Below are 12,936 nucleotides of genomic sequence, written 5' to 3'. Positions count from 1 at the left end.
GTTCGCTCTCTCCTTGGGGGATTTCAGGACAGGCCTTCGGTGCCGGCGGACTGGACCGCCGCCACCACCGCGGCGATCGACGGCGAGCGCTCCTCGCCGGCCCGCATGAGCAGGACGTGGTGGCGGAAGACGTCGACCCCGCACAACGGGATGCGCCGCAGCCCGCACCCGTCCCGGCCGGCCGGGGTGAGCGCGGGCGCGATGGTGACCCCCCAGCCCGCGTCGACCAGCCCGAGGGCGGCGGCGACGTCGGGCACGGTCGCGGCGATCGACGGCTCGAAGCCGGCGACCGCGCAGAGGCCGAGGATCAGCCGGCCCAGCGGGGTGGCCGGGCCGAGCACCCATGGCTCGGCGGAGAGCTCCGAGACCGGGCATTCGGTCGCGCCGGCGAGCCGGTGGTGGTCCGGGACGCACAGCCGGAGCGGGTCGCGCCCGACGGCCACCTGGTGCAGGCCGGTCTCGGCGGTGCCGGCGTCGGCGCCGAAGCGCGACATGATGACCAGATCCAGGTGCCCGCGGCGGACCTCGTCGGCGCCCGTGCCGTCGTGCGTGGCGGCCAGGGTGACCTGCACGCCCGGATGACGGCGGCGCACCCCGGTCGGCGCGCTGCTCATCAGCGGCGGGCCCTCGCGGAACGGCACCCCGACCCGCAGCTCGCCGACCACCCGGCCGTCGCCGATGCGGACGGCGGCCTCCGCGGCCCGCACCTTGGCGAGGATGCGTTCGGTGTGCTCCAGCAGGATCCAGCCGGCCGGGGACGACCACCTTGTTGCCGCCGCGCCGGAGCACGGCGGTCTTCGCCGCCCGTTCCAGCGACGAAATCTGCTGCGACACCGCCGACCGGGTGTAGCCGAGTTCGCGGGCCGCCGCGGCGATGGAGCCGGAGGCCGCCACGGCCCGCAGCGCGAGCAGCTTGTCCACGTCGAGCATGGGTCACCTCTCCCTTGAGCTGACGGACGGTCCCGGGTGGGGAAGACCAGTAACCATTAATTGGTTGACTACTGTCTGACCTAAAGCGTCCGGGTGGCCGGCGCCAGTATCCGCCGGGTCCGGGGCAGGCAGGCCAGTGTGACGTGGGTCATACTGCGCGGCCGGGCGACCGCGATCGGACGAGTTCTTCAACGGCGCGGTCGGCTTCCTGTGGGCCCTCGGTCACCGGGCGCCGCCGCTCGGAGTAATCCGGTTGTCGCGACATCGAATTCGTATTCACCGCGCGTGATTCGCGGTCACCCGGCCGGGAATTCCGTTCGTTCATTGTGCGCTCCGGCGGTATTGACGTGTCGTTTATCAAGGGGAAATCGCCGCCGATTCACCGAGCCCGTTTTGTGCTGTATTCGAGACACCGTTCGCTCGGTCGACGGAGCGCCGCGCGCACGCTGGGGGACGGCACGGTTTTCCCGGGGACACTTCCGTTTCAGGCATTAGGCCGATCGGGCGGCCCAGTGCGACGACGGGTCCCGGCAGAGTGTTTTCCCCGCGTGGTGCGGCATTCGAGTGATTCCGGCCGTGACTCGAACGTGTCCTTGTGTGGCTAATCCGGCTTGCTATGTTGGACCAGGCAGAGCCGCTGAGCCGACCGATAATCGCCACTGTTTTCCTGTTGATCTCCGTATTTCTGACCCCGGACTGACGATGGGTGGATTTCACTGTGACCGTGACCGAATCGGACGCCGCTGCCGGCAGCGCGCCGGACGCCGGTAATCCGCAGCTGAGCCTGGGCCGCGCCGCCGCGCGCAAACTGGCTACGACGACCAAGTCCGTTCCGCAGATGCAGGGGATTTCCTCCCGCTGGCTGCTGAAGGCGCTCGACTGGGTGCAGGTCAACGGCGGCGCCTACCGGGTGAACAGGCGGCTGAGCTACGCCGTCGGCGACGGGCGGGTGACGTTCGAGAAGGCGGGCGACCAGGTCCGGGTGGTCCCGGCCGAGCTGGGAGAGCTGCCGCCGCTGCGGGGCTACGACGACGAGGAGGTGCTGCCGGAGCTGGCGCGCCGCTTCACCCAGCAGGAGGTCTCGCCGGGTGACGTGCTGGTCGAGTTCGGGCACCGGGCCGAGCAGGTTTTCCTGATCGCGCACGGGAAGATCGGCAAGACCGGCCCCGGCCAGTACGGCGACGAGACCACGCTCGGCTCGCTCAAGGACGGCGACTACTTCGGTGCGCAGGTGCTGCTGTCCGGCGACGGGATCTGGGAGTTCACCGCGAAGGCGCTGACCTCGGGCACCGTGCTGACCATGTCGCGCCAGGCGTTCGAGCAGGTGCTGGAGCAGTCCGACTCGCTGCGGGCGCAGATCGAGAGCGCGTCCGACACCGGCGGGGCGGCCAACGAGCACGGCGAGGCGGAGATCGACATCTCCTCCGGCCACGACGGGGAACCGTTGCTGCCGGGCACTTTCGTGGACTACGAGGCCTCGCCGCGGGAGTACGAGCTGAGTGTCGCGCAGACCGTGCTGCGGGTGCACACCCGGGTAGCCGACCTCTACAGCCAGCCGATGGACCAGACCGAGCAGCAGCTGCGGCTGACCATCGAGGCGCTGCGCGAGCGCCAGGAGCACGAGCTGGTCAACAACACCGACTTCGGCCTGCTGCACAACTCCGACTTCGCCCAGCGCATCCCGACCCGCACCGGCCCGCCCACCCCGGACGACTTCGACGAGCTGCTTTCCCTGGTGTGGAAGGACCCCGGCTTCTTCCTGGCCCACCCGCGCACGATCGCCGCGTTCAGCCGCGAGTGCAGCAAGGCGGGGATCTACCCGACCGGCGTGGACATCGGCGGCCACAAGGTGCCGGCCTGGCGCGGGGTGCCGATCTACCCGTGCAACAAGATCCCGGTCAGCCCCACCCGCACCAGCTCGGTGCTGCTGATGCGCACCGGCGAGCAGAACCAGGGTGTGGTCGGGCTGCGCCAGATCGGGCTGCCCGACGAGTACGAGCCCGGCCTCAACGTGCGGTTCATGGGTGTGTCCGGGCAGGCGATCATCTCCTACCTGGTGAGCACCTACTACTCGGCCGCCGTGCTGGTGCCGGACGCGCTGGCCGTGCTCGAGGCCGCGGAGATCGGCCGCGAAGGATGACCGCCACCGAGCCGCTCACCCCGGCCGCCGAGGCCCGGCTGAGCCTGGGCACGGCCGCCGCGCGCACCCTGGCGACGACCACCAAGACCCGGCCGCAGATGCAGGGCATCAGCCCGCGGTGGCTGTCGCGGATGCTGCCCTGGGTGGAGGCCGCGGGCGGCGCCTACCGGGTCAACCGCCGGCTGACCTACACCGTCGGCGACGGGCGGGTGAGCTTCACCAACGTCGGCGCCGACGTCCGGGTCGTGCCGCAGGAGCTGGCGGAACTGGCGCTGCTGCGCGGTTTCGACGACGAGGACACGCTCACCGCGCTGGCCGGCCGGTTCGTGCAGCACGAGTACCCGGCCGGCGAGGTGATCGTGCGCCACGGCACCCCGCTGGACGAGGTGGTGCTGGTCGCGCACGGCAAGGTGGCCAAGGTGGCGCCGGGCGAGTACGGCGACGAGATCACCCTCGGGACCATGGCCGACGGCGACCACTTCGGCGACGAGCTGCTCAGCGGGATCAGCCGCAACTGGCCGTTCACGGTCCGGGCGGTGACCCCGGTGATCGTGCTGACTCTGCGCGCCGACGCGTTCGCCGACCTGAACGGGCGCTCCGAGCGGCTGCGCGAGCACGTGCGGGAAATGCTGGCCGCGGGCGGGAAACCGCAGAACGCCAAGGGCGAGTCCGAGATCGAGATGTCCTCGGGCCACGACGGCGAGCCGCTCCTGCCCGGCACGTTCGCCGATTACGAGACCTCGCCGCGGGAGTACGAGCTGGCCGTCGCGCAAACCCACCTGCGCGTGCACACCCGGGTCACCGACCTCTACAACGAGCCGATGAACCAGCTCGACGAGCAGCTGCGGCTGACCACCGAGGCGCTGCGGGAACGGCAGGAGCACGAGCTGGTCAACAACCGCGAGTTCGGCCTGCTGCACAACGCCGACCTCAAGTCCCGGTTCCAGACCCGCTCCGGTCCGCCGACCCCGGACGATCTGGACGAGCTGGTCAGCCGGCGCCGCAAGACGAAGTTCTTCCTCGCCCACCCGCGCGCGATCGCCGCGTTCGGGAGGGAGTGCACCCGGCGCGGGCTGTACCCGGAGGGCACCGTGGTCGAGGACAAGGCCGTGCCCGCGTGGCGCGGGGTGCCGATCCTGCCGTGCGACAAGATCCCGGTCTCCGAAACCGGCACCACGTCCATCCTCGCGATGCGGACCGGGGTCGAGGACCACGGGGTGATCGGGCTGCACCAGACCGGCCTGCCCGACGAGGTCCAGCCCGGCCTCAACGTGCGGTTCGAGGGCATCAACGACCAGGCCGTGGCGTCCTACCTGGTCAGTGCCTACTACTCGGCCGCGGTGCTGGTCCCGGACGCGCTCGGCGTGCTGGAGAACGTCGAGATCGCCCGCTGAGCAAGCCGGCTTCCGCTTACCCACCAACGAAAGGAAACACACCCGTGACGATCGCCCGGCCCGCCCCCGCCGAGGTCCTGCGCACCGAATACCAGAAGTCCGTGGCGTCCTACTGGAACAAGGAGAAAGACCCGGTCAACCTGCGCCTGGGCGACGTCGACGGCCTCTACCACCACCACTACGGCATCGGCGAGGTCGACCAGTCGGTGCTCGAGGGACCCGAACAGACCCGGGACGAGCGGATGATCGCCGAGATGCACCGGCTGGAGACGGCGCAGGCCGAGGTGCTGCTCGACCACCTCGGCGACGTCTCGCCCGGCGACCGGCTGCTGGACGCGGGCTGCGGGCGGGGCGGCAGCAGCATCATGGCCAACCAGCGGTTCGGCTGCCAGGTCGACGGGGTGTCGATCTCGCAGAAGCAGGTCGACTTCGCCAACGGCCAGGCCGAGGCCCGCGGCGTCCAGGACCAGGTCCGCTACCACTTCCGCAACATGCTCGACACCGGCTTCGAAACCGGTTCGCGCCGGGCCATCTGGAACAACGAGAGCACCATGTACGTGGACCTGTTCGAGCTGTTCGCCGAGCACGCCCGGCAGCTGGAGTTCGGCGGCCGCTACGTCACCATCACCGGCTGCTACAACGACGTGACCGGCGGGCGGTCCAAGGCGGTCGCGCAGATCGACCAGCACTACACCTGCAACATCCACCCGCGCAGCGCGTACTTCAAGGCCATGACGGCGAACAACATGGTGCCCATCTCCGTGGTCGACCTGACCGCGCAGACCATCCCGTACTGGGAGCTGCGCGCGAAGTCCTCGGTGGCCACCGGGATCGAGGGCCCGTTCCTCACCGCCTACCGCGAGGGCAGCTTCCACTATCTGCTCATCGCGGCCGACCGCGTCTGACTCGCCCGCCGAGGACACCCTGGAGTGAAGCGATGACGGACCCGCACCGTGCCCTGTCCACCCTGCTGGCCGGCCCGACCGGGCTGGGCACGTCCGCGGCGCGCCTCGGCGCCCGGCTCACCGAGGTCCCGCTGCCGGACCCCGGGCCGGGCGCCGAGGATCCGGCTTACGCCTACCGGACTTGGGGCGACGGCAGCGCTTCGCCGTTGTACTGCCCGGTCACCGAGCGGATCAACGATCCCCTCGGCGAGGAGGTGGACCGGCGGCTGATCGCGTGGGCGGGGGAGGTCGGCTTCGACGAGCAGGAGGCGGAGCAGCTCGGGAAGGCCGGGTTCGGGCGGCTGGTCATGCTCGCGCACCCGGACTGCGAGGACCCGGACCGGCTGCTGATCTCGGCGAAGCTCAACGCGGCGTGGTGGGCCGCGGACGACCTGTACGCCGACGACACCGCCCTCGGCGCCGTCCCGGAGAAGCTCCCGCCGCGGCTGGCGCTGGCGATGGCGGCGATGGACCCGGTGCCGCCGGCGGGCGAGTTCAGCCGGGAACTCGACGAAACCCTTCGCAGCGACCGGGTTCTGGTCGCGCTCCGCTCGGGTGTCGACCACCTGCGGCAGTACGGCAGCCCGGCCCAGGTGCAGCGCGTGAACTACTCCACCTTCGCCATGTTCGTGTCCTGGAACGCCTACGCCGCCTGGCAGTACAACGACGATCCCCCACCCGCGTGGGAGTACCTCGCCGCCCGCCAGCACGACAGCTTCTACACGTCCATGACCCTGATCGACGTCCTCGGCGGTTACGAGCTGACCGCCAACCTGTTCTACGAACCGCGCGTGCGCCGCGCCGCCATCCAGGCCGGCACGGCGTCCGTGCTGGTCAACGACCTGCACTCGGTGACGAAGGACCTCGCCGACGAGAACCCGCCGGCCAACATGGTCCTGCAGGTCGCCGCCGACCGGTCCTGCCCGATCGAAGAGGCCACGGAGATCGTGGTCGACCTCCACAACCAGATCGTCCGCGACTTCCAGGCCGGCCACCGGGCCCTGGAACCCGTTGCCTCCGCTGAACTCCAGCGTTTCCTGCACGGGCTGCGGGCCTGGATGGGCGGCGGGTTCGAATGGCATTCGACCAGCCCGCGGTACCAGTAGGGGCCGCCTGGTCAGACTGCGGGCTCGGTCCAGCTCGCCCGTCCGGCCCGCAAGGTCCCGACGTGGTGGGCACGGTCGATCAGGTGCGCGATGTCCGCGTACGGGTCGGCATCAAGAAGCAGCGCGTCGGCGACGGCTCCGGCGGTGATCGTGCCCGGTGCCGTCGCCGGCGGGCCGATCTTCTCGGCTGAGTGCCGGGTACCGGCCGCCAGCACCGCGGGCAGCGGCAGTCCGGCCTCGGCCAGCAGGTGCAGTTCTCGCAGCAGGGCGACGGGCGGCGAAGGCATCAACAGGGCCACGTCGCTGCCCGCGGTGATCTTCACCCCCGCGTCGTGCATCAGCGCCAGCGTGCGCATCGCGTAGTCGAACCGGATACGGGAGTCCTGCGCGGAATGCCGGGGGAACTCGCGCCCGTAGATCGGCCGGGCGGTGATCTCCGGGAGGTCGTCCGGCGTGGCGAAGCCGCCATCGACCAGCTTCTGCAGATAGCCGGCCTCGCCGTTGTGCGCGAGCTGCTCCCAGGTGACCAGGGTGGGGCAGTAGTAGGTGTTCGTCTCCGCCAGCAGCGCGGCGACATCGCGGGCCTCGGCGGTACTGCCGGGGTCCTGTGGCTGGAAAGCGTGTTCGATGCCGTCCGCGCCGGCGGCCACCGCGTCCTCCAGGTCGGTGCGTTCGTGGACGTGCACCAGGACGTTTTTGCCCTTCTCGTGCGCGGCCGCGACGATGGCTTTGAGCGCGTCGAACGGCAGCTTGTCCGGGGCGCCGGGCTCGCCGTCGTAGATGCATTTGAGGAAGTCGACCTGATCGGCCAGCTCCAGGGTCTGCCGGTAGGCGAGGTCGGCATCGTTCGTCTGGTGGGCGATCGCGGCCCGCGCCGGATCGTCCAGGACCGGCCAGCCCCGGACCCCGGTGAACGCCGGCCCGGCGAAGAACAACCCGGCGGCGGTGCCGGCGTCCCTGCCGAGGTAGTCGCGGGCGGCGAGTTCGACGTCCAGCGGGCCGCCGAGGTCGACGACGGTGGTCACCCCGGCGCTCAGGAAATCGGTGAGCAGCTGGGAAACGTACTTCGCCCGCTCCGGCTCGGGCTTGGCGAAAGCGTGTCCGCCCAAGTGGGTGTGGCTCTCCCACAGACCCGGCACCAGGTAGCCGCCTCTAGCGTCGAGGACGGGGCCGTCGTCGCCGGCCGGTTGCGCGTCCGCCGGGCGGATGGCGCTGAACCGCCCGTCGGTCACCACTACCTCGGCACCGGCGATCGGGCCGGGCGCCACCCCGTCGATGACGTTCACGTTGCGAATGCTCACTTGTGTTCCCCTGTCTGGACAACTCGTTGCATAGGTTCCTATGCAGCCGAACCGTATAGGTACCTATGTATTAGGTCAATAGGATCCTATACACTTCGTGGCGTGACGCCCCCCAGCTTCGACTCAGTGCCCGCGGCCCTGATCAACATCGCCTCGCGCGCGTTGACCCGGGTCAACGATCAGCGGCTGCGGCCGCTGGGGCTGACCTTCGCGCAGATGCCGGTGCTGGTGGCGCTGAAGAAGGCGGATGCGTTGTCCCAGAAGGAACTGGCGGTGCTGGCCCGGATCGAGCAGCCGTCCATGGCCCAGCTACTCGCCCGGATGGACCGCGACGGCCTGATCCGGCGCGGCCCCGCCCGGCACGACCGGCGGGTCAGCCTGATCTCGCTGACCGAGGACGGGCGGGCCAAGCTCGCGCAGGTGAGCTCGGCGCTGTTCGAGACCAACGACCAGGCGCTCAAAGGCTTCAGTGCCAAGGAAACCGAGCTCCTGCTGGACCTGCTCAGGAGGCTTGTCGCCAATCTCGAGGAGAGCCCGGGCGGCGGTGACGTGAGCACGCCACCGCCGCGCTGAAGACGGTTCAGTTCAGCTTGCGCGTGTCGGCCGGCAGCCCGCCGCCCGCGTAAACGTCCTCGGCCAGCTTGGCCAGCGCGGTGAGCGCCACGTTCTGGCTCCACGGCCCGTAGGAAACCCGGGAGACGCCGAGCTTCTGCGCGGTGTCCAGCGGGATCGAGCCGGGGATGCCGATCAGGTTGACCTTGCGCTCGCCCAGCGCTTCGACCAGCCGGCCGACCTGGGTGGCGTCGAGCTTGCCCGGCACGAAGAAGTTCGATGCGCCGGCTTCGAGGTACGCGCGTCCGCGGGTGATTGCTTCGGCCAGCAGCTCCTCGGGGTCGCGGCCGGCGCCCTTGACGAACGCGTCGGTGCGGGCGTTGAGGACGAAGTCGACCCCGGCGGACTGCGCGGCGGCGACTGCGGCCTCGACGGCCTTCACCGACTCGGCGAGCGGTTTCATCTGGTCCTCGAGGTTGCAGCCGACGGCGCCGGCCTCGATCGCGCGGGCGACGGTGCCGCCCGGGTCGCCGTAGCCGGCTTCCAGGTCGGCGGTGACTGGGAGGTCGCCCGCCGTCCGCACGATCAGCGCGACCTCGGCGATCATCTCGTCGCGGGGGATCTTCTCGCCGTCCGGGTAGCCGCGCGAGGCGGCGATGCCGTGGCTCGGCGTGGCGAGCGCCTGCGTGCCGGGCGTCTCGGCGACGACCTTCGCGGTGATCGCGTCCCAGACGTTGACGACGAGCAGCAGCTCCGGCGCCGTGTGCAGTTCTTGCAGGCGCACGGCCTTCTCAGCGGTGGAAGTCATATCGCCCAACCTAATCCAGGCACCGACGCCGAGCACCCGTTCGAGCGCCTCGCCCAGCGGCACCCCCGAGGACGAGTGCCAGGCGACGATGGCGTCCGGCCGCAGCAGCAGGGCACCGTCCTCGCCGACGGCGGCCTCGGCGAGCCACCCCGGATCGGACACCGGGACGAGCCGGAGTCCGTGCCTCGCGGCCTCGACGGTCCATCGGTCCGAGGCGGGACCTGTGAGCAGGGTCAGGCCAGGGCCAGCGTAGTCGATGGTGGACGTCGTGGCGTCGAGCCACGCGTGGGGCACGCGGGTGCCCGGCCGTCCCGCGGGGGAGTAGCGGTCGGTGGGGGCGGGGCCGCGGTGGTCGGGCACAAAGGCGCCGTTGTGGTACTGGGCGCCGAAAAGCGTGGCGGTGGGATGCCGTCGCAGGCCGTCGCCATGGGTGACGGTGGCGAGCATGTCCCCGACGTGGCCGGCGACCTCGCTGGACGCCTCCGCGGTCGCGTAGCCGACCGGGTGCCGCTCGGCGTGGTAGGTGCCGAGCAGGGCCGGCGCGGCCCGGCCGCTCAGGACGGCGGCGAGTTTCCAGGCCAGGTTGGTCACGTCGGCGATGGCGGTGTTCGCGCCGGCCGCGGCCATCGGCGGCATCACGTGCGCGGCGTCGCCGGCCAGGAACACCCGGCCGGTGGCGAACCGGTCGGCGACGTGCATCCCGGACTCCCAGTGCATCCGGCCCAGCAGCGTGACGTCCAGGTCCGGCTCGCCGATCACCGCGCGCAGCACCTCGCGCCAGTGGTCGTCGGACCGGGTGTCCGCGCCGGGGAAGTCGGCGGTGGAGAACAGCCAGCGGTCGGTGCCGTTGACGGACATGAACGCGCCCGAGGCGACCGGGTTCTCGATCCGGCAGAGGTTGAACGGCTTGTCCCGCACCAGTTCCGTGAGGTCGGCCCGGAAATAGAGGTCGAGATTGTCGGCGAGGCGGCCGAGCCCGCTGCGCGCCGTGCCCAGCGCGGTGCGGATCGGGCTGCGCGCGCCGTCGGCGGCGATCAGGTAGTCGGCGGTCAGCTGGTACGGCTCGCCGCCGGCCGGGCGCAGCTGCGCGGTCACGCCGTTCTCGTCCTGGGTGAACGAGGTCAGCTCGGTGGCGAACCGCACGGATACGCCCCGCTCCTGCGCGGCCTTGCGCAGCACCGGTTCCAGGACGTCCTGCGGGCACAGCACGTTGGGCCCGGGGCTCAGCTCGCCCACCTTCCGGTGCTGCGCCAGCCGGTCCTGCATCACCGGGCTGAGCGTCGGCTGGGTGGCGTCGGCCAGCGTCCGTCCATTGAGGACCGAATTGAATCCGGCGAGCGGGGCGCTGGCGGCCGCGACCTCGTCGGCCAGGCCGAGCAGCCGGAACACCTCGGTGCTGCGCGGGTTGATCCGGCGGGCCTTGGGCTGAGGTGAGGTGTCCGGGTGCTTTTCGACCAGAACGGGGGACACGCCTTGACGGTGCAGCAGCAGCGCGGCCGTCAGCCCGGCGATGCCGCCGCCGCACATCAGGACCGGGACTCGGTCGTTCATCGGAGTTCTCCTTGTGTCGGCGGAAGAATCACTTGCGGAGCGGGACTTCGTCGAGGCAGCAGGCGAGCACCACGGCCGCGGCGCACACGGCCGAGGCCAGCAGGAAGATGTGCGAGGTGCCGGTGGCCAGGGCCTGGTGGGACGCGGACGAGCCCGCGGTGGCCGAGGTCAGCAGGCCGCCGAAGACCGCCACGCCCACCGAGCCGCCGAGCGTGCGGAACAGCGTGATGGCCGCCGAGGCGGCACCCATGTCCGCGGGTTGCGCGCTGTTCTGCGCGATCGTGCCGGACACCTGCATGGTCAGCCCCAGGCCGGCGCCGATCACGGCGAGGTAGACGCTGGTCAGCGTGAACGAGGTGCCCGTGTCCATAGTGGACAGGAGGAACGTGCCGATGGTCAGCAGCGCGGTGCCCAGGATCGGCAGTGCCCGGTACCGCCCGGTGCGGGAGATGTACTTGCCGGCCAGCGTCGAGACGACCGCGACGGGCAGCGCCATCGGAAGCAGCAGCAGGCCGGAATCGGCCGCGGAGGCGCCCTGGACCATCTGCTGGAACAGCGGCACGTACAGGGTGCAGCCGAACATGACCGCGCCGACGGCGGCCAGGGCCCCGACCGACAGCGGGAAGGTGCGCTGCCCGGTGAACATCCGGGGCGGCAGCACGGGCTCGGCGGCGCGTTTCTCCCAGGCGACGAACCCGGCGGTCGCGGCCACCGCGAGCGCTCCCAGCGCCAGGATCGGCCAGGAGGACCACGCGTAGGTGGAGCCGGCCCACGAGGCGCCGAGAGTGAGCGCGGTGATCGCCGTGGTCAGCAACAGGATCCCGGCCCAGTCGACCCGGGCCCGGCCGCGGACGACGGGCAGGCGCAGCATGATCGCACCCACACGAACGCGATGAGGCCGAGCGGCAGGTTCACGAAAAACGCCGCCCGCCAGCCCAGGTGCTCGGTCAGCAGCCCGCCGAACCAGGGACCGGCCACCGTGCCGACGGCCATCACGATCGCCGTCATCCCCTGGTAGCGGCCGCGTTCGCGGGGTGGCACGAGGCTGCCGATCAGGGCGAGGGCGCCCGCGGCCAGCCCGCCGGCACCGGCGCCTTGCAGCGCGCGGAAGCCGATCAGGCTGGGCATGGACCAGGCGGTGCCGCACAGCGCCGAACCGGCCAGGAACACCGCGATCGAGGTGAGGAACAGGCGCTTGCGCCCGTACAGATCGCCGAGCTTGCCCCAGATCGGGTGGCGACGGCGGTGGTCAGCGCGTAGGTCGTCACGACCCACGAGATGTGCCCGAGCCCGCCGAGGTCGCCGACGATCGTCGGCATGGCCGTGCCCACGACGTTGGTGTCCAGGACGGCCAGCAGCATCGCCAGCATCACGCCGAGCAGGGTCCAGCGGACGTTCACCGGCACGGCCGCCGGTGGGTCCGCCGTGGTGGCTTCGGAGACAGACATGGTTTCGATCCTTTGGTATGGAACGGAAATCGGGTGGCGGGCCGGTTCCGGTCCCGTCCGGTGCGGCCTGGATCGAGAAAACCACATCTGTGCAATAAGTGCAACTGTACAATTTTTAGAGTTGTACACCTTGTGTTACGGTGAAGCGGTGACGACCACCGAGACCGGACCCGGCCGGCGCGAGCGGAAGAAGGCGGCGACCCACCAGGCGCTGGCGGACGCGGCGCTGCGCCTGTTCCTCGACCGCGGGTACGAGGAGGTGACCGTCCGCGAGATCGCCGACGCGGCCGACGTCTCCACGACCACGTTGCTTAAACACTTCCCCAGCAAGGAAGCGCTGGTGTTCGACCGGGACTCCGAAATGGAGGCGGGCCTGATCGCGGCGGTCGAAAACCGGCCGCCCGGCACCTCGCTGCTGGGCGCGCTGCGGGCGCACACGCGCGACCGGACCGAATACAGCGTCGGCAGCAGGGAATCGGCCGACTTCCTGAAGCTCGTGCACGGCACGCCGGCGCTGGTCGAGTACTGGCACAAGATGTGGATGCGCCACGAGCACGCCCTGGCCCGCGCCATCGCCGGCGATCTCGGCGTGGCCGAAGCCGATCCGCGGTGCGCCGCGCTCGCTCACCTCGCGCTGGAGGTTTCGGCGCTCGCCCAGCGGGCCGAGAACCCGGCCCCCGCCGTCGATGCCGCCTTCAACCTCCTCGAACACGGCTGGCGCGCCGGAAACTGAGGGCAGTCCTTAGTGGATAGTGCCCTCGT

At 70.8% G+C, this 12,936-nt stretch carries 11 protein-coding genes and 1 pseudogene; 6 read left to right on the top strand and 6 right to left on the bottom strand.

What is annotated here, in order from left to right; all coding sequences use genetic code 11:
* Positions 1-23: 23 nt before the first annotated feature.
* Together OG371_RS44740 and OG371_RS47560 are read right to left on the bottom strand one after the other, a co-directional pair.
* Complete coding sequence (locus OG371_RS44740; protein WP_329063410.1) at positions 24-707, bottom strand: LysR family transcriptional regulator substrate-binding protein; 684 nt, start codon at positions 705-707, stop codon at positions 24-26.
* Between the two features lie 67 nt (positions 708-774).
* A pseudogene (locus OG371_RS47560) lies at positions 775-930 on the bottom strand (LysR family transcriptional regulator); the annotation flags it as partial.
* 718 nt (positions 931-1,648) lie between these two features.
* On the opposite strand from OG371_RS47560, the gene OG371_RS44735 reads away from it, so the two are divergent.
* The 4 genes from OG371_RS44735 to OG371_RS44720 are packed head-to-tail and all read left to right on the top strand — an operon-like array spanning position 1,649 to position 6,514.
* Positions 1,649-3,070 carry a family 2B encapsulin nanocompartment shell protein gene (locus OG371_RS44735; protein WP_442876054.1) on the top strand — a complete coding sequence of 474 codons (1,422 nt, stop codon included), beginning with the start codon at positions 1,649-1,651 and terminating at the stop codon, positions 3,068-3,070.
* Positions 3,067-4,464, top strand: coding sequence for a family 2B encapsulin nanocompartment shell protein (locus OG371_RS44730; RefSeq protein ID WP_329063406.1), 1,398 nt, complete (start codon positions 3,067-3,069; stop codon positions 4,462-4,464). The genes OG371_RS44735 and OG371_RS44730 overlap by 4 nt, the downstream gene beginning before the upstream one ends.
* A gap of 44 nt (positions 4,465-4,508) precedes the next feature.
* Positions 4,509-5,369, top strand: a complete 861-nt coding sequence (locus OG371_RS44725; protein ID WP_329063404.1) for a geranyl diphosphate 2-C-methyltransferase — start codon at positions 4,509-4,511, stop codon at positions 5,367-5,369.
* A gap of 32 nt (positions 5,370-5,401) precedes the next feature.
* Positions 5,402-6,514 carry a family 2 encapsulin nanocompartment cargo protein terpene cyclase gene (locus OG371_RS44720; RefSeq protein WP_329063402.1) on the top strand — a complete coding sequence of 371 codons (1,113 nt, stop codon included), beginning with the start codon at positions 5,402-5,404 and terminating at the stop codon, positions 6,512-6,514.
* 11 nt (positions 6,515-6,525) lie between these two features.
* Here the strand turns inward: OG371_RS44720 and OG371_RS44715 are convergent, their stop codons facing one another.
* Positions 6,526-7,815, bottom strand: a complete 1,290-nt coding sequence (locus tag OG371_RS44715) for an amidohydrolase family protein (protein WP_329063400.1) — start codon at positions 7,813-7,815, stop codon at positions 6,526-6,528.
* Positions 7,816-7,941: 126 nt separating this feature from the next.
* Here OG371_RS44715 and OG371_RS44710 point away from each other — a divergent pair, with 126 nt between their 5' ends.
* A complete protein-coding gene (locus OG371_RS44710; RefSeq protein ID WP_329063398.1) occupies positions 7,942-8,388 on the top strand; it encodes a MarR family winged helix-turn-helix transcriptional regulator in 447 nt (148 codons plus the stop codon).
* 7 nt (positions 8,389-8,395) lie between these two features.
* Here the strand turns inward: OG371_RS44710 and OG371_RS44705 are convergent, their stop codons facing one another.
* The 3 genes from OG371_RS44705 to OG371_RS44695 are packed head-to-tail and all read right to left on the bottom strand — an operon-like array spanning position 8,396 to position 12,001.
* A complete protein-coding gene (locus tag OG371_RS44705; RefSeq protein ID WP_329063396.1) occupies positions 8,396-10,726 on the bottom strand; it encodes an FAD-dependent monooxygenase in 2,331 nt (776 codons plus the stop codon).
* A gap of 28 nt (positions 10,727-10,754) precedes the next feature.
* On the bottom strand, positions 10,755-11,597 hold the full coding sequence (locus OG371_RS44700; RefSeq protein WP_329063394.1) for an MFS transporter: 843 nt from the start codon (positions 11,595-11,597) through the stop codon (positions 10,755-10,757).
* Entirely contained in the window at positions 11,534-12,001 is a 468-nt protein-coding gene (locus OG371_RS44695) for an MFS transporter (protein ID WP_329063393.1), read from the bottom strand. Before OG371_RS44695 ends, OG371_RS44700 begins: the two co-directional genes overlap by 64 nt.
* 321 nt (positions 12,002-12,322) lie before the next feature.
* Between OG371_RS44695 and OG371_RS44690 the strand changes: the two genes are divergently transcribed.
* The gene (locus OG371_RS44690; protein ID WP_329073434.1) at positions 12,323-12,907 is read left to right on the top strand and encodes a TetR/AcrR family transcriptional regulator; all 585 of its coding nucleotides are present in this window, start codon (positions 12,323-12,325) and stop codon (positions 12,905-12,907) included.
* The last annotated feature ends 29 nt before the right edge of the window (positions 12,908-12,936 follow it).

Origin of the sequence: Amycolatopsis sp. NBC_01480 (assembly GCF_036227205.1) — a bacterium.
Taxonomy (GTDB): Bacteria; Actinomycetota; Actinomycetes; order Mycobacteriales; family Pseudonocardiaceae; genus Amycolatopsis.
The sequence above is the reverse complement of the archived record's forward strand: the minus strand, read 5'-3'. Positions and strand labels throughout refer to the sequence as shown.